This window comes from Pseudoclavibacter sp. 13-3, assembly GCF_021168475.1.
Classification (GTDB): Bacteria; Actinomycetota; Actinomycetes; order Actinomycetales; family Microbacteriaceae; genus Pseudoclavibacter_A.
Window position 1 is genome coordinate 142,851 of sequence record NZ_JAJOZT010000003.1, and the last position, 15,918, is coordinate 158,768.

The 15,918-nt window shown below is 63.9% G+C and carries 15 protein-coding genes and 1 tRNA gene; 14 read left to right on the forward strand and 2 right to left on the reverse strand.

Annotation, left to right across the window (positions count from 1 at the left end; all coding sequences use genetic code 11):
- Positions 1 to 73: 73 nt before the first annotated feature.
- The 8 genes from LRX77_RS10520 (at position 74) to LRX77_RS06745 (ending at position 7,808) form a co-directional block, all read left to right on the forward strand.
- Positions 74 to 391 carry a DUF4244 domain-containing protein gene (locus tag LRX77_RS10520; protein WP_331716145.1) on the forward strand — a complete coding sequence of 106 codons (318 nt, stop codon included), beginning with the start codon at positions 74 to 76 and terminating at the stop codon, positions 389 to 391.
- Between the two features lie 32 nt (positions 392 to 423).
- Positions 424 to 792: a TadE family type IV pilus minor pilin gene (locus LRX77_RS06715; protein ID WP_231832139.1), complete on the forward strand. Its 369-nt coding sequence runs from the start codon at positions 424 to 426 to the stop codon at positions 790 to 792.
- A 65-nt stretch (positions 793 to 857) separates the two neighbouring features.
- A complete protein-coding gene (locus tag LRX77_RS06720) occupies positions 858 to 1,223 on the forward strand; it encodes a hypothetical protein (protein WP_231832140.1) in 366 nt (121 codons plus the stop codon).
- Positions 1,224 to 1,450: 227 nt separating this feature from the next.
- A complete protein-coding gene (topA, locus tag LRX77_RS06725) occupies positions 1,451 to 4,249 on the forward strand; it encodes a type I DNA topoisomerase (RefSeq protein ID WP_231832141.1) in 2,799 nt (932 codons plus the stop codon).
- A complete protein-coding gene (gene tmk, locus LRX77_RS06730) occupies positions 4,246 to 4,923 on the forward strand; it encodes a dTMP kinase (RefSeq protein ID WP_231832142.1) in 678 nt (225 codons plus the stop codon). Before topA ends, tmk begins: the two co-directional genes overlap by 4 nt.
- Before the next feature lie 9 nt (positions 4,924 to 4,932).
- Positions 4,933 to 6,102, forward strand: coding sequence for a DNA polymerase III subunit delta' (locus tag LRX77_RS06735; protein WP_231832143.1), 1,170 nt, complete (start codon positions 4,933 to 4,935; stop codon positions 6,100 to 6,102).
- The gene (locus tag LRX77_RS06740) at positions 6,099 to 7,661 is read left to right on the forward strand and encodes an alpha/beta hydrolase (RefSeq protein ID WP_231832144.1); all 1,563 of its coding nucleotides are present in this window, start codon (positions 6,099 to 6,101) and stop codon (positions 7,659 to 7,661) included. The genes LRX77_RS06735 and LRX77_RS06740 overlap by 4 nt, the downstream gene beginning before the upstream one ends.
- Positions 7,662 to 7,735: 74 nt before the next feature.
- Positions 7,736 to 7,808: transfer RNA gene (locus LRX77_RS06745), tRNA-Thr, on the forward strand.
- Here LRX77_RS06745 and LRX77_RS10595 read toward each other — a convergent pair.
- The gene (locus tag LRX77_RS10595; RefSeq protein ID WP_442961620.1) at positions 7,764 to 8,087 is read right to left on the reverse strand and encodes a helix-turn-helix domain-containing protein; all 324 of its coding nucleotides are present in this window, start codon (positions 8,085 to 8,087) and stop codon (positions 7,764 to 7,766) included. The two genes, LRX77_RS06745 and LRX77_RS10595, sit on opposite strands and share 45 nt — an antisense overlap.
- 541 nt (positions 8,088 to 8,628) lie before the next feature.
- Between LRX77_RS10595 and LRX77_RS06750 the strand changes: the two genes are divergently transcribed.
- From LRX77_RS06750 to LRX77_RS06775, 6 genes are all read left to right on the forward strand, one after another.
- The gene (locus LRX77_RS06750; protein ID WP_231832145.1) at positions 8,629 to 9,810 is read left to right on the forward strand and encodes a protein rep; all 1,182 of its coding nucleotides are present in this window, start codon (positions 8,629 to 8,631) and stop codon (positions 9,808 to 9,810) included.
- A 132-nt stretch (positions 9,811 to 9,942) separates the two neighbouring features.
- Complete coding sequence (locus LRX77_RS06755; protein ID WP_231832146.1) at positions 9,943 to 10,296, forward strand: hypothetical protein; 354 nt, start codon at positions 9,943 to 9,945, stop codon at positions 10,294 to 10,296.
- A gap of 539 nt (positions 10,297 to 10,835) precedes the next feature.
- Complete coding sequence (locus tag LRX77_RS06760; RefSeq protein ID WP_231832147.1) at positions 10,836 to 11,018, forward strand: hypothetical protein; 183 nt, start codon at positions 10,836 to 10,838, stop codon at positions 11,016 to 11,018.
- Between the two features lie 200 nt (positions 11,019 to 11,218).
- A complete protein-coding gene (locus LRX77_RS06765) occupies positions 11,219 to 13,516 on the forward strand; it encodes a hypothetical protein (RefSeq protein WP_231832148.1) in 2,298 nt (765 codons plus the stop codon).
- The gene (locus LRX77_RS06770; protein WP_231832149.1) at positions 13,513 to 13,791 is read left to right on the forward strand and encodes a hypothetical protein; all 279 of its coding nucleotides are present in this window, start codon (positions 13,513 to 13,515) and stop codon (positions 13,789 to 13,791) included. The genes LRX77_RS06765 and LRX77_RS06770 overlap by 4 nt, the downstream gene beginning before the upstream one ends.
- A 161-nt stretch (positions 13,792 to 13,952) precedes the next feature.
- Positions 13,953 to 14,567 (forward strand): hypothetical protein, encoded by a 615-nt coding sequence (locus tag LRX77_RS06775; protein WP_231832150.1) that lies wholly within the window; start codon positions 13,953 to 13,955, stop codon positions 14,565 to 14,567.
- A 468-nt stretch (positions 14,568 to 15,035) separates the two neighbouring features.
- Here the strand turns inward: LRX77_RS06775 and LRX77_RS06780 are convergent, their stop codons facing one another.
- Positions 15,036 to 15,860, reverse strand: a complete 825-nt coding sequence (locus LRX77_RS06780) for a tyrosine-type recombinase/integrase (RefSeq protein ID WP_231832151.1) — start codon at positions 15,858 to 15,860, stop codon at positions 15,036 to 15,038.
- Positions 15,861 to 15,918: the final 58 nt, after the last annotated feature.

Genomic DNA, 15,918 nt, shown 5'->3' on the forward strand with positions numbered 1-15,918 from the left:
CGCGACGCTGGAAGTGCAGCCGGGTTCAGCCCCGACGCATCACAGAAATGCACATCGAAGAAAAGAGGACACCATGTCGACGATCACCACAGCGTCTGACCCGGCAGAGCCACATGGCCGCCGAGCTCTGCGCGCCATCGCCAGCGCTCTGTTGCTGCGCGTCTCGCTGGCAGTCACCGACGTCGCGGCGGCAGCGGCTGCGCTGGCGCTGCAGCGTTTGAACGAGCTCAGGTCGCGTCCGCAGCAGAATGGAGCCGCCACTGCGGAGTACGCCATCGCGATGCTCGCCGCAGTGGGCTTCGCGGGTGTGCTGGTGGTCATCCTTCGCGGCGACGAGGTGCGCGGAGTACTCACCAGCCTCGTTCGCAATGCGCTCAACGCGGCGCCGTAGAGCGGCGCCCGAGACAGATCGTGAGCAGCGTCATGACCGAGCGTGCCGAAGACACCTCTGGGGATGCCTGCGAGCGTGAGCGAGGATCCGCCACCGCAGAACTGGCCGTGGTGCTGCCCGTCGTCGTGCTGGTGCTGGGCCTCGTGCTCGGCACCGGCGCGGCGTCGGCACGCATCACCACGACCACTGAGGCCGCTGCGGCCGCCGCACGAAGTCTGGGGCGCGGCGAGACTCCGACTCAGGCGCGCAGCATCGCCGCACAGGTGCAGCCTGACGCGACGCTGCAGATCTCCGACCAAGGCGACCTGGTCTGCGTGCGCGCGAACTCGACGCAGCGTGTGCTCGGCGCGCTGCCGATCGACGTCGTACAACGGGTATGCGTGCCGCGCGAAGGCCGATGAGCAGAGATGAGGAGCGAACGATGAAGGCGAAGGCTGATGAGCAGAGATTGAGGCGCGAACGAACGATGAAGAACGACGCGGAACGAGGCAGCATGGCCGTTGGCATCGTCATGCTGGTCGTTGCGGTGACGCTGCTGGCAGCACTGGCGAGTGTCATGGCGGCGCAGAGCCAGCACGATCAAGTGCGCGCGGCTGCGGGCATCGCCGCCCTGCAGGCCGCTGATGCGCAGCGCGGGCTGATCGCAGACGTTCCGTGCGCGCGAGCAGAGCGCGTTGCCGCGGCTCATGCGGCGACAGCGGCGTCGTGCGGCGAGACCGAACGCGGCATGCTCGTCACACTGACTCGTGACTCGTTGCTCGGTCGGGTCACCGCCACGGCCCATGCGGGGCGCAGTGAGAAAGACCACGCCCGTGGCGGCTCTGGTGCGTGACGCTGTTCGCGGGGCGATTCTGCGTTCGCAGGGTGATTCCGTGGCCGGACTCCACCGAATCGTCTGGGTGTTGCAGAGCACGGGTCGAGAGCCGTCTTTGTGGAACCGAGAACGCTCCCCTATATTGTGGAACGACGAGTCGCAACTGACGGCAGGCTGAATCCCAAGGTCGCCGGGCGAGCTGCGACCGCAGGAACACCGCTAGTGCGCGGGGTGAGGAATCTCAAGTGGCACATACGAAGAGGCTGGTCATCGTCGAGTCTCCAGCCAAGGCGAAGACCATCGGCAAGTATCTCGGCGAAGACTACACAGTGCTCGCCTCGGTCGGTCACGTGCGTGACCTCATCGAGCCCAAGAACCTTCCGCCAGAGCTGAAGAAGGGGTCGCTCGGCAAGTTCTCGGTCGACGTCGACCACGGGTTCGAGCCGTACTACGAGATCAGCAGTTCGAAGAAGAAGACCGTTGCCGAGCTGCGCCGAGCGCTGAAGGGTGCCGACGAGCTCTACCTCGCAACTGATGAGGATCGCGAGGGAGAGGCCATCGCCTGGCACCTGCTGCAGGTGCTCAAGCCGAAGGTCCCCGTGCGGCGCATGGTCTTTCACGAGATCACCAAAGAGGCGATCACCAAGGCGAAAGAGGCTACCCGAGAGCTGAATACCGCGCTGGTCGATGCGCAGGAGACCCGACGCATCCTCGACCGTCTGTACGGCTATGAGATCTCGCCGGTGCTCTGGCGCAAGGTCGGCCCGGGTCTCTCTGCGGGCCGTGTGCAGTCTGCGGCGACGCGTCTGGTGGTCGACCGAGAGCGGGAGCGCATCGCCTTCCGCTCAGCCGAGTACTGGGACGTCGTCGTCGAGGCCAAGGCCGACGCAGACGAGACCGAGTTCGAGGCCCGGCTGGTCAGCTACAACGGTGTGAAGATCGCGACGGGGCGAGACTTCAGCGATCGAGGCGAACTGAAGACCGCTGCCCATGTGCTCACCGGTGACGAGGCCACGGCGCTCACGACCGCACTCGAATCAGCGCGGCTCGAGGTCGCATCCGTCGAATCGAAGCCGTATCGCCGCCGCCCGGCAGCGCCCTTCACCACCTCGACGCTGCAGCAGGAGGCCGCGCGCAAGCTGCGCTTCTCGGCACGGCAGACGATGAGCCTGGCGCAGGGGCTGTACGAGAACGGCTACATCACGTATATGCGAACCGACTCGCCGATTCTGTCGCATCAGGCGGTCACCGCCGCCCGTGCCCAGGCGAAGTCTCTCTACGGCGAGAACTCGGTGCCCGAGAAACCTCGCGTCTACACCGGCAAGTCGAAGAACGCGCAAGAGGCGCACGAGGCGATCCGTCCGTCTGGTGATCACTTCCGGCTGCCCAACGACCTGCGTTCGAGTCTGCGCGCTGATGAGCTGAAGCTCTACGACCTGATCTGGAAGCGCACCGTCGCGTCACAGATGGCGGATGCGACCGGTTCGACCGCCACGGCCACGCTGCGATACGAGGGCAAGGGCGTGAAGAGCGAGTTCACCGCCTCAGGCACCGTCATCACGTTCCGCGGGTTTCTCGACGCCTACGAAGAGGGCCGCGACGCCGACCGCCACGCCGCAGCTGAACGGGCCGCCAGAGAACGCCGACTGCCGGCGCTCGCGCAGGGCCAGTTCGTCTCGGTCATCGAACCCGAGTCGAAGCAGCACGAGACGCTGCCGCCGCCGCGTTACACCGAGGCGAGCCTGGTCAAGACCCTCGAAGAGCTGGGCATCGGGCGCCCGTCGACGTATGCGGCGATCATCTCGACCATCGTCGACCGCGGCTATGTGACGCCCAAGGGGCAGTCCCTGGTGCCGACGTGGGTCGCGTTCTCCGTGGTGCGTCTGCTCGAGCAGCACTTCGCCTCGCTGGTCGACTACGACTTCACCGCTGGCATGGAGGGCGACCTCGACCGCATCGCCGCCGGTCAGGAAGACCGCCGCCACTGGCTCAGCCAGTTCTACTTCGGTGAGGGCGATCACCCCGGCCTGCGCTCGGTCATCGACAACCTGGGCGAGATCGACGCCCGTGGCATCAACTCGACGCCCATCACCGACGCGATCACACTGCGCATGGGCAAGTTCGGCCCGTATCTCGAGCAGCAGATTGACGGGGAGGAGACCCCGAAGCGGGTGAGTCTGCCCGACGGCCTCGAGCCTGACGAGCTCACCGCTGAGAAGGCGGTCGAGATCATGGAGCGCCCGAGCGGCGACCGAGAACTCGGGGTGAACCCCGAGAGCGGGCACGCCGTGGTCGTGAAGGCCGGTCGTTTCGGGCCCTATGTCACCGAGACGCTGCCCGAGGGTGAGGAGTGGCCCAAGGGGGTCAAACCGCCGACGGCATCGCTGTTTCGCAGCATGGAGCCGGCGACGGTCGACTTGGCCGTCGCCCTGAAGCTGCTCTCGCTGCCGCGCGTGGTCGGCGAGGTCGACGACGTTCCGGTCGAGGCGCTCAACGGTCGTTACGGGCCGTACCTCAAACATGGCAAAGAAACGCGTTCGCTGCCTGACGAGGATTCGATCTTCTCGATCGACCTCGAGAAGGCGAAAGAGCTGCTCGCGCAGCCGAAGTACGGCGGTCGACGTGCGGCGGCTCCGCCGCTGCGCGAGTTCGACAAGCCCGACCCGGTCAGTGAGAAGCCGATCGTCGTGAAGAACGGCCGCTTCGGCCCCTACGTCACCGACGGCGAGATCAACGCGACCGTGCCCAAGGCCGAGAACGCCGAAGAGCTCACGTTCGAGCGCGCTGTCGAGCTGCTCGCCATCAAACGCGAGAAGGGGCCGGCGAAGAAGCGCACCCGGAAGGCACCGGCGAAGAAGACGCCGGCGAAGAAGACGACCGCACGAAAGACGGCGGCGAAGAAGACGACCGCGTCGAAGAGCGCTACCGCGAAGTCGAAGACCGCCACTGCCAAGAAGACGGCCACGACGAAGAGCGCTTCGGCGAAGCCGACGGCGGCCAAGAAGGCTGCCACCGCAGGCGACGGCGAGAGCGCCGGCCAGTGACCCAGACGGCTGAGCGACGCGGCCTCTTCGTCACCGTCGAGGGCATTGACGGGGCGGGCAAATCGACGCAGCTGGCCCTGCTGCGCGACTGGCTGACCGAAGCCGGCCATGAAGTGGTCTCGACCTTCGAGCCGGGCGCGACGCCGCTCGGCGGCAGCCTGCGCGATCTGCTGCTGCACACTGACGGCTCGGTCTCGGAGCGCGCCGAGGCATTGCTCTATGCCGCAGACCGCGCCCAGCACGTCGATCAGGTGGTGCGGCCCGGTCTCGAGCGCGGTGCTGTCGTGATCTCAGACCGGTATCTCGACTCGTCGATCGCCTATCAGGGGGCCGGACGGCGCCTGCTCGCGAATGAGATTCGTGATCTGTCGCTCTGGGCGACCGACGCACTGCTGCCCGATCTGACCGTCCTGCTCGACCTGCCGATCGCCCAGGCGGCATCGCGGGTGGATGCCGAACCCGGCGAACGGGATCGCCTGGAGCGCGAGCGTGCAGACTTTCACCAACGTGTGCGCGATGGTTTTCTCGCGTTGGCGACCGCCGAACCCCGGCGCTTCGAGATCGTCGACGCCCGACTGCCAGTCGACAGGATCGCCGACCGCATCCGCCGCACCGTGACACGACTGCTGATCGCACAGGTCGCTGCCGGTACCGACGTCAGTGGCGAACGCTAGGCTCCCCACATGAACGCACCCGCAGCATCCGCGTCACTGAGCCGGCGACTCGTCGGCCAGCCGCAGGTCGTCGCCCAGCTCGAGCACACCATCGCACATGCCGATGATCCCAAAGTGATGACGCACGCCTGGCTGTTCACCGGCCCGCCCGGGTCGGGGCGGTCGGTCGCCGCGCTCGCGTTCGCCGCCGAGCTGCAGGCAATCGGCGCCAGTGATCCAGACCACCAGCGGGTGATGGTCGAAGCAGGCACACACCCAGATGTGCAGGTGGTGCGCACTGACAAGGTCATCATCAGCATCGACGAGGTGCGCGACATCGTGCGCCAGTCGCAGCTGTCGCCGTCGGTGGGGCGATGGCGCATCCAGGTCATCGAAGACGCCGACCGCATGAGCGAGCACACCTCGAACGTGCTGCTGAAATCGCTCGAAGAGCCGCCTGATCGCACCGTGTGGATTCTCTGCGCACCGGGCGAGGCCGATCTGCTGCCGACGATTCGCTCGCGCGTGCGCATCGTGCGTCTGGGCACGCCCTCGCCAGACGCCATCGCCGACCTGCTCACCAGCGAGTCGAACGTGAGCCGCGACCTCGCCCTGCTGGCCGCCCGCGCCGCGCAGTCGCACATCGGCATGGCGCGGCGTCTCGCCACAGATTCGGCGGCGCGTGAGCGGCGACGCTCGTCGCTCACCGGCATTCTGAGCATCGATCGGCTGAGTCGAGCTATGGCCGTTTCTCGACAGCTGCTGCAGATCGCCAAAGACGACGCCACCGCGCTGGTCGGCGACGAAGAGCAGCAGGAGCGCGCCAGGCTCATGCGCCAGATGGGGCTCGGCCCCGACGACCGGGTGCCGCCGAAGCTGCGCTCACAGCTGCGCGAGGCCGAAGACAACTGGAAGCGTCGCTCGAAGCGCGCGCTGGCCGACGGCGTCGACCGTGTGCTCACCGACGCGCAGGCACTGCTGCGAGACGCGCTGCTGTCGAAGCTGGGCAGCGGGCAGCAGCTCATCAACGCCGACCTGGTCGACGAGCTGCAGACCTTCGCACGGCGCTACACCGAAGCCCAGCTGCTGGCCGGCATCGACGCCACCGAACAGGCGAGAGGCCAGCTGGCGCACAATGTGTCGCCGGCCTTGGTGCTCGACGCGTACCTGGTGAGCCTGGTGCCCGGAGTGCTGCAGTGACCAGAGCGAAGACAGCGTTTCGAACGAGACCGGCGCTGGCTGCGCTCGTCGGTCTCGTCGCCCTGGCGCTCGCGCTCGGCGGATGCGCTCTCGGCCCGGGCACCGGCGCGGCAGACGACTTCGACCCGACGCAGGGTGCGCCCGCCGAGCTGCAGGGGTTCTACGGTCAGCAGATCGACTGGTCAGACTGCGGCGACGGCGCTGACTGCGGGGCGCTCACGCTGCCACTCGACTGGTCGCAGCCGCAGGGCGACACCGTCTCGGTGGCCCTCGCCCGAAAAGCGGCCGACGGCGGCGGGCACCATCGAGCCCTGGTGATGAATCCCGGCGGCCCTGGAGCCCCTGCCCTGCAGTACGCCACAGACAAGTCGTACCGCGACTACTTCTTCGGGTCGGCGCTGCAGCGCGAGTTCGACATCGTGACCTTCGACCCGCGGGGCGTCGCAGGCAAGTCCACGCCGGTGCGCTGCGTCGACGCGACGCAGATGGACCACTACCTCTACGACCTGCCGGCCTCGCCGCGAGGCACCCCGGCATACATCGCCGAGTCCGAGGCGAACTCGAAAGCGTTCGGCGAGGCCTGTCAGGCCAACACCGGCACACTCCTCGGGCACGTCGACACGGCAAGCGTCGCCCGCGACCTCGACGTGCTCCGGGCGGTCCTGGGGCAGCCACAGCTCGACTACCTCGGTTACTCGTACGGCACGCGGATCGGCGCCACATACGCCGATCTCTTCCCCGAACGGGTCGGGGCGTTCGTGCTCGACGGCGCCGTCGACCCGTCGCTGTCGTCTGAAGACATGCTCGTCGAACAGGTCGGCGGGTTCGAATCGGCGGCGCGGTCATTTCTGCAGAACTGTGTATCGAATGCCTCCTGCCCGTTCACCGGCACGCCAGACGCCGCCGCCACCCAGCTGGCTGCCCTGATCGCCGGACTCGACCAGCATCCGCTCTCGGTGTCTGACGGCCGCCGACTGGGCAGCGACACCATGGTCACCGCGATCAGCTCGGCGTTGTACTCGCGCTCGCAGTGGGGCACGCTGGCTCGGGCGATCACCCGTGTCAGCCAGGGCGATGCTCAAAGCGCGATGGCGCTGGCAGACCAGTACAACTCGCGCTCGGCCGACGGCACATACGAAGACAACTCCACCGAGGTGCTCACCGCGGTCAACTGCATCGACATGCCTGCCGACCAGACTCCAGAAGGAGTGCAGCGACTGAACGAGCGCATTCGTGCGGCTGGGCCGGTCTTCGGTCAGTTTCAGGCGAACGGCACGGCGATGTGCAGTGGGTGGCCGGTGCCGCCCACGGGAACGCCGCACAGAGTCAGTGCGACCGGCTCAGCCCCCATCATGGTGATCGGCACGACCGGCGATCCGGCGACGCCGTATGCCTGGGCTCAGTCGCTGGCCGACCAGCTCGATCACGGCTTTCTCGTGACGAACGTGGGCGAAGGGCACACGGCATACAGCAGTACGGCCTCCACATGCATCACGCGTGCGGTCGAACGCTTTCTTGTCAGCGGCGAGCAGCCGGCCGACGGGCTGCGCTGCGAGTAGTGCGCGAGTCGTGCTGCGAATGGTGAATCCGGCTGAACTTCTGGTAGTCTGTTCGGCGGTGCCGCGAGGCATTGGCCACCTTAGCTCAGTCGGTAGAGCACTTCACTCGTAATGAAGGGGTCGCGAGTTCGATTCTCGCAGGTGGCTCTCATCCATATCGCCTCCACCATCATTGGTGGGGGCGATTCCTGTCTCCAGCCAAGTGCGATCGACGCCCGTGGCAAGTGCCCAGGCTGCGATCGTTGCTTTCCGTGGTGTCGATTTGCCCCGTTCCGCATCTGAAACCGCATTTCTGCTGAGTTCCATCCGAGCGGCGAGATCTCCCTGATCGAGTGCGGAGCTCTCACGTGCTTTTTTCAGACGATCTGCGAGAGTCCACTTGGGAACGAACCCGACGTGTGCAGTCGCGTTGCTATAGATGCTCATGCGGACATTCTTGCACAGAACTATGCACAAGAACGGGGATTGGCACACTTACGGAACTTTGAATGCGCATGGTCCGTGTTCTATAGTGTGCATGTGCATAGTTCTGTGCTTGTTCAGAGTCCAAGCAGTCTCGATCTGATCGGCGCTCGTGGCGCAGCTGAACTGCTGTGTGTCGACCGAGCGACGATCGTCCGTCATGTTGCCAGAGGAACGCTTCCGATAGTGACTCGGCTCGATGGGCCCCACGGAGCGCTGGTGTTCTGCCGCGATGATCTCCAGTTTCAGCTCGATGCTGGGTGGCCGCGTGTAACGCTGGCGCGGCTCGACTCCCTGGCGGTGTCTTTGTGAGCGATTTTGTTGATCCTGAGTTCATGGTGCGTGAGTGTGCTGCGCGTCTGAATGTGCTGGGTGTGTCTGTTTTAGATGCGCAGGAGGGTGTCTTTCTTGATGACGCTGGCCTGCGTGCTGTGCGGAATTTTCGTGTGTGGTTGCGGCGTGCGCGGCGCGCTCTTGGTAACACTGCGAATTCGGTGACCCCCCGTTGAGCGCGAAGCGGGATTGGCGGTCGTCGCAGCGTGAGATGCGCTTTCAGCGGCGTCAGGTGTCGGCGCAGCTGCTCGTGCAGCATGCGCGTGCTGGGGCCGGGCTGTCGCCGGATGGGCGAGAGGGCTTCGCGGCTCCGCTGCGCCCGGCGTCGTGCCGGCATGCGGCTGGTGCGTCGGTCGGTGTCGTGGCTGACAGCCTGGGGTCGCCTGCGACGTTCTCAGGTCTGATTCATTGCGGGTCGGTGTGGGCGTGCCCGGTGTGTTCGGCGTCGATTCGCCAGGGCAGGGCGGATGAGGTGACGACGGCCTCGAAGTGGTGGGAGCGCCGTGAGGGCGGCGCGTTCTTGTTCGCGACGTTCACGCTGCGGCATCGTCTCGATGATTCGCTTGAGCAGAATCTTGACGCGCTCACGCAGGCGTTTCGTTCGTTGATCATGGGTGCCCCGTGGAAGCGGTTTGCTGCTCGGCATGGCATCCGGCATCAGATCAAGGCTGTCGAGGTTACGCGCGGTGAGAATGGCTGGCATCCTCATCTGCATGTGCTGTGGTTTGTGGAGCGTGCGTTGTCTGATGTGCAGCGTCGAGAGGCGCGTGCCTGGTTGTCTGCGCGTTGGCGTAGGTTCGTTGTGAAGCACGGTGGCCGGTTGCCGTCTGATGAGCGTGGTGTCGATCTGCGTGACGTGCAGCACGGCAATGTCGTGTCGTTGTATTTGGCGAAGCTGCAGGAGCATGACCGGGCGCGTTCATTCAAGATCGGCAATGAGATGGCCAGGCTCGATCTGAAGAAAGGCCGGCTCGACTCTCTGACGCCGTTCGAGCTGCTCGACTTCGATGGGCTCGATGAGGATGAGCGAGAGGAGCGTGCTCGCTTGTGGGTCGAGTGGGTCGAGACGACCAGGGGCCGGCGTGCGCTGACGTGGTCGCGGGGGCTGAAAGCGGCGGCCGGCATCGAAGATGTCGATGACCAGGAGCTCGCGGACGACGAGCCGGGTGACGAGGTCGATGTGACGTCCGTCGCGATCCGCCGGCGTGATTGGAAGCGCGTTCAGAATGACCCGGCGAAGCTCTGCCGCATTCTGGAGCTGGCCGAGGCAGGCCGGTGGGAGCGAATATCGCAGGTGGTGCCGTGCTCGGCGACCAGGTGTGGCCCGGAATCTGCCCGTGCTGAGGCCGCATAGCCGCTGATATTGCATCAACATATGCAACTTCTGCATCAACTTATGCAGTCTGCTGGGAATCGCTGTTCTGTGGTGTTTGGTCGTGCTTGTCTGGTGTCAATCACCCGGTTCAGGGCTCGAAAGGAAAGCATCATGGCGGACGGTATTAAGGCGACGGTCGAGGGAATGGTCAAGCGCGTTTTCAAGCGCGGTTCGGTCGTCGAGATTCAGCGCGAGTCGCGCGACGGTCGTCAGAAGTGGCTCGACTACGTCACGATTTGGGACCTGTTCGGCATGCAGGCGGGCGATCAGGTGCGTGTCTCTGGTGAGCTGACTTCTTCGCTGCGGTACTACAACGGTCGTGCCCAGGTGCAGACCTCGCTGAACAATCTGACAGGCCAGGAAAAGATCGGGCACGTCGAGCTCGGCGGTGACTCGACCGAGTATCCGGGCGAGCATGACCTGGCCACTGCGTCAGCTGGTTCTGGGTCGGCTTGGGGCGAGTGACATGTTTCCAGTGTGGCTGATCGTCTGCGCGTTTCTAGCTCTCGCTTCGTTTGCGGTTCTGGCTGCGGCTGTGACGGTGCGGGAGGTTGAAGCCTTCCGGTTCGAGCGTGAGTATCGCGCTGAGCATGGCACGCCCACGAGTGAAGGCGTTCGCCCGAGGAGTCCGAGCCGTCATGGCGCTGCTGTATGACTCGGCGTCGCTTCAGTTCGCGCTCGGGCTGTTCTGCCTCTTGTGTGGCGTCATCCTCGTTCAACAGATCAAGTGAGGTTGCTCATGGAACCCGGGTATGCTGTCGCGGCTTCGACGTGGCTTCCGTTCGTGCCGATTCTCGCTCTGGTGTGGAGCCTTGTGAACGGACTTCGCATTGTGCGCCGGTTCGTGATGGTGTGACATGCCCTTCACTGATGATGGGTCGCTCTTCGGCTTCCTGGTCGGATCGTTCTCTGTCGGCATCTTGCTGTCAGCAGTGTTCGCTCTGCTCCAGGCATGGCGCTCGTGATGCGGGCGTAACTCGATTCCCGATTGGAGGTGAATAGAAATGGAAACAGCTCTTCTTGCAGCAGAGGGCAGTGCAGTGGACGTGCCTGGAATCTTCGGCGGCATCATCAGTTCGCTTGGCTCAGACGTTGGCGCTATTGCTCCGACCGCGATTACCGTTGGCGCGCTTGTGCTGGCGATCACCGTGGGCTGGCGTCTGGTGAAGAAATTCGCCCGAGGCTGATAGCCCGCACCATTGAGTGCCCCGATCATCGACAATCCCCCGGTGCTCGGGGCACTCGTGTCTTGAAAGGCAGTGATGAACATTCCGTGGTATCTCTGGCGAGATGAGCTCGCGGCGCTTCCGTCATGGGCTGTCGTCCTTGTTGTGCTCGCTGGCGGCGTGGCCGGCATGGTCGTGTGGCGGCTTGTGAGGCGGTGGCTGTGACTCAGGTAGGCGGTCGTAAACGTGCCCTGTTCCTCGTCATCCTGCTAGTGATGGCGACGCTTGCCGGCGTCCTGTCGTCTCAGACTGGGGCGCGTGCTGCGACTGCAGATTTGAGCATTGACAATCTGAAGGCTTTGTATCCGCGTTGGTGGGCGGAGGTGTCGAAGAATGAGAGTTTGTCTGGCATGATTCGCGATACTGTGGGCGCGTCGAAGGGGTATCCCGATGGTAAGCAGTTCGGCGATGATTTCGGTCTGCCCCGTAACCTGCTTGAGGCGAGGAAGGGCGGTTACAACGGCTATGTCGTGAGGGCTGCTGATGGCACGTTTGAGTGGTCGACTGCTGCTAAGCAATTCGGGGCTATTGGTGAGACTGCTGAGGCCCGATTGCATCCGGGCGTTCGGTCTGCATATCCGTCGTCTGCGTTGAAGGGTGGCAGCTCGAAGTCTGTTGTGCAGCGGCTGTTTGGGGCGAAGAGTGACAAGGCGGCTGTTGCGGTCGCGACTGAGAAGTATGGTGCTACAGCAGTTGCTGCGGCGAAATCGTCTGGTTTCTGGAGCGGCACGAAGTCCGTGCTCGCATCGGGCGGAAAGTTCCTCGTGAAGGCCGGCAATGTTTGGATGGCCCAGTCGATCGGCACATGGATTGGTCATGCCGGGGTGTCGTTTTTCATGCAGGATGCTGATTTTGTGGTCTGTGATTCTACGGGTGGCGACTTCCTCGGAATGACGGCACGCTACTTTTCTGGCGCGGACTGTTCCCAGTTCCAGGAGGCTGTTGCTCAGCCGAATGTCGATGTGCAGGAGCTTTTTCTGTCCACGCCGAGCGCTGTCCTGCCGAATGGCATGTCGTTCAGCACTCTTAGTACGCGGGTTGAGGACAGCCCTAATAATTCTGACTATTACTCGGCTCGAATGCTTGTGAGTGATCTCAGCCTTGGGGGAAATTTTCGGCAGTGCTATGGCTCAGGCAACGACTCGACGTTGGATTGTGCGGAGGTGCAGCTGGGTGGTGAGCTCGACGGCGATGGTAAGGTCCACCTCCAATACGTTATCCCAGATACGAGTGGCCATGCCATGATTCCTGGGGCTGCCTTTGTCAGACCATCGGACAAGAGTGCTCGGTGGGGGCAGGTGGAGACGGTGCACCGAGGTGAAGGGACAGGCCTTACTGAGGATGTTCTCTTGCGGGTGACTCCGTCTGCCAAGGTGCAGTATTACCGGTCCGGAGGAAAGACGTACTGCGGGTCTGATGCGAATAGGGCCACGCCTGTCGGCTCAAACGGCGCGTCATGCACTGATAAGACGGCAGTGATCACGGCCCAGTGGGCTGACAAGGATCCCGATCGCACTCTGGAATCGTGCACGGAGTACACCGACGGCTCGAAGGACTGTGCTGAGGGTGAGCCTTTCAAGGAGTCCGGGTCTGTGCCAATGCCTCCGACTGCTCCAGTGGACCCGTCGAAGCAGATTGCTGGTGTCTCGGTGGGTGAGAAGAACGCTCAGACTGGAGTGAAGACCGACCTCGGAAGAGTTGAGCCGGATGACCAGTACAAGTCGTTTGCTGAGACCTATCCGTCCTGCACGGATGGGTCGTGTGAGCTTGACCTTGTGACGAAGGCGACGGGGAAGAGTTGCTTCGATGACGGCACTGCGTGTTCCGCGTGGTTCTCTGACCCTGACAAGGCGACGAAGTATGGGTGCACGTACGGTGGCCAAGATGTTGCCCTGGAGGAATGCACGATGTACTCGAACGCGTTCAAAGCGTCGACGCAGCAGACGGGCAAGGATCTCTCTGACCCTGAGACTGGTGCAGATGTCGGGCAGACCTCTCAGTCTGGTTTGGAGAAGGCGCCGGCTGATCAGTGCTGGTCAGAGGAATGGGGCAACGCTACGAATCCCATCGACTGGGTCTTCACGCCTGTGAAATGCGCCCTGGTGTGGGCGTTCGTGCCGAATACGCTGGTGTTTCAGGATCAGATCAGTGAGGCGGCAGTGAAGACGAAGTTCGGCACTCAGCTTCTGGAGATGACGTCGGCGTTCAATGTGGGGTTCTCACCGTCGGGATGTGATGGTATCCCGCTCGACACGTCCGTTTTCGGCAGCACAGGAGGAGTCGTGCGGCTAGGGAATTCCTGCGAGGGCAGTCTGCTGTACCCGCTGAGGATCGTGACGAATCTTTTCCTGACGATCCTCATTCTCTGGGTGTTGCTCATGCGAATTCTGCGTTGGGTGTCGGGCAGCATCGGTCACACGCCGATGGCGAGTGCTGAAAGTGAGAGCAGAGACGCATGATCACGAGCTATTTCCTTGGATCGGTCATTTGGATCGTCACGGCACTGTTCGAGGACGGTGTTTTGCCAGACTTCGAGCTCCCAGGTGATCCGGGCTCCGCCGTGAGTCAGATGGGCGGTTTTGTCTCGCAGGCGTCTGGTCTTGGCGCCTGGGTTCCCTGGACCGTAGCTTGGTCGGCTCTCGCGATCGGGCTCGCAGTTTACGGGGCTACACTCCTGTTCAAACTTGTGCGCGTGATCTTGGGCCATGTTCCGCAGGTCGGGGGCAACGGCTGATGGGGGCCCATTCAGCTGATGCAGCGCAGCGGCTGCATGACAGGCTCACACAAATGGCTGCCAGGGCGGTTCTCCGGGGTGGAGCTCGGCGCGTTCAGCGGCGACGTAGCGTGCCGATTCACGCATATGTCGGTGCGAACGGGTCGGGCAAGAGCTTGTGCATGATCCGTGACACCCTTCCGAGCCTGGCCGCGGGCCGGCGCGTGCTCTCGACCGTGCGGCTGCTCGATGACCAGGGGAATGATCATCCCTCGTACGAGCGGTTCGAGGACTGGCCCCAGCTGTTGCAGGCCGAGCACTGCGATGTGCTGATGGATGAGGTGACCGGCATCGCGTCGTCACGCGAGGCGTCAGCTCTACCGACTGAGGTCGCGAACTTCCTTGTGCAGCTGCGCCGGCGAGACGTGCAGCTGCGATGGACTGCCCCGAACTGGGCCCGCGCTGACAAGATCATCCGTGAGGTCACGCAAGCGGTCACCGACTGTCGAGGTCTCTTCGGAGTCCGACAGACGGGCGGCAATGTCGGGCTTTGGTCTCAGAAGCGCCTGTTCTGGTTCCGCACATATGACGCCGCGCAGTTCGAGGAGTTCACGCTCTCTTCCAGGCAGTCTGTCAAGCCCCTGCAGCACGAGTTGTTCTGGGGCCCTGGAAGCCCGGCCTTTGCTGCCTACGACACGATGGACGCTGTCTCGATCGTCGGTCAGCAAGTGACGAAGGGCATATGCCTGGAGTGTGGCGGAGTGCGCCGGCCTAAGGTGTGCAAGTGCGAGCACTGACGGGCGCGGATTGATTCTCCTGCCTGCCGATCGCGTCGAGCGGACGACCGCCCGGGCCGCGCGCCGCCGCTTGCGGCGAGCACGGACCGGACGGACGACCGCACGACCCGGATGCCAGCCAGCTGTGCAACCGTGCCCGTCAGTGCGCAATGCCGGTATCGTTGATGTCCGAGGGGGAGCAATGCAATCTCTTCTGCCGGCTATCGTCGGTGTCGCTATCATGGCAGGCGCGGCCGCGGGCTTACTGGCGGCGCGTGATGCGTTGCGAAGGGCCGTCGAGAGACGACGTGCACGCAGGGCTGCGCAGGCTGAACATGATGCCCATGCTGACGAGTACCTTAAACGGCGTCGGTTTGACCCGTTCGAGTGATGAGCTGTGAAGCGACCACACCCGTGAAGACAAGTGTTTTCGCTTGCGAAAATGCGCGTCAGCCCCGTTCGGAGCGTTTGCCGCTGGTGACTTGTCGGCTATGCGGCCAGGGTGAGCAGTCTGATGCCGGCCCGCTGTTCGGTGAGCGTGATCTGAGTGTAGATCGCTGTGGTCGCGGGAGACTCGTGTCGCATGAGGGATTGCACGATGCGCAAGTGTACGCCGGCGCGCACGAGCTCTGTGCCGTAGAAGTGTCGGAGCTGGTGGGGTTTGCCGCCGACGATGCCGGCTTTGTGCATGACGCGGCTGATTGCCTGGCTGACGGATTGTGCGGTGATTGGCCCTTGGCGTGTGTATGACGGGAACCAGTACCCGTCGGCGGGCCAGAGTCGTGCTTCTGCGACGAGCAGGGGGTGCATGGGTATCATCGCAGTCTTGCCGCCTTTGCCGGTGACGGTGAGCACACCGGTGCAGGTGTCGATGTCGTGGCCGTGCAGTTTTGCGATTTCGTGTACGCGAAGGCCGGCGAGTGCGGCGAAGAGGATCATGCACCTGGTGCGTGACCGGGTGCAGGTGGTGAGCATGTCGTTGAGCTGTGCCTGGCTGATCGGTCTCGGCAGACATTTTGGCCGCTTCGGCGTCGGGGTGTCGAGGCTGGGGTCGTCGGGTCGACGTCGGGTGCGTTGCGCCCAGGCGCAGTAGGCGCGGATGCTTGCGTGATAGCTGGCTTTGGTGATCGGTGTGATGTCGCGTGCGAGCCAGCTGATGATGTGCGCGGGTGTGATGTCGAGTGGCCCGCAACCGGCGTGGTCTACCAGGGCGCGGATTGTGATCGCGCGTTCGCGGATCGTGCGGGTCGAGAGTGCTTGTGCGGTCTGCCATTGTGCCCAGGCTTCGAGCACTTCGTCTGTCGTGGGTGTCATTGCCCCCTCCTTCATGTCCAAGAAGGTTTTACGCCGCCGCGCCGTAGCGGGCAGTCGC

Excerpts from the sequence above, each read along its gene's own strand:
- LRX77_RS10520 (WP_331716145.1), top strand. The coding sequence starts at position 74 with ATGTCGACGATCACCACAGCGTCTGACCCGGCAGAGCCACATGGCCGC.
- LRX77_RS06715 (WP_231832139.1), top strand. The coding sequence starts at position 424 with ATGACCGAGCGTGCCGAAGACACCTCTGGGGATGCCTGCGAGCGTGAG.
- LRX77_RS06720 (WP_231832140.1), top strand. The coding sequence starts at position 858 with ATGAAGAACGACGCGGAACGAGGCAGCATGGCCGTTGGCATCGTCATG.
- LRX77_RS06735 (WP_231832143.1), top strand. The coding sequence starts at position 4,933 with ATGAACGCACCCGCAGCATCCGCGTCACTGAGCCGGCGACTCGTCGGC.
- LRX77_RS10595 (WP_442961620.1), bottom strand. The coding sequence starts at position 8,087 with ATGAGCATCTATAGCAACGCGACTGCACACGTCGGGTTCGTTCCCAAG.
- LRX77_RS06755 (WP_231832146.1), top strand. The coding sequence starts at position 9,943 with ATGGCGGACGGTATTAAGGCGACGGTCGAGGGAATGGTCAAGCGCGTT.
- LRX77_RS06760 (WP_231832147.1), top strand. The coding sequence starts at position 10,836 with ATGGAAACAGCTCTTCTTGCAGCAGAGGGCAGTGCAGTGGACGTGCCT.
- LRX77_RS06770 (WP_231832149.1), top strand. The coding sequence starts at position 13,513 with ATGATCACGAGCTATTTCCTTGGATCGGTCATTTGGATCGTCACGGCA.
- LRX77_RS06775 (WP_231832150.1), top strand. The coding sequence starts at position 13,953 with ATGATCCGTGACACCCTTCCGAGCCTGGCCGCGGGCCGGCGCGTGCTC.
- LRX77_RS06780 (WP_231832151.1), bottom strand. The coding sequence starts at position 15,860 with ATGACACCCACGACAGACGAAGTGCTCGAAGCCTGGGCACAATGGCAG.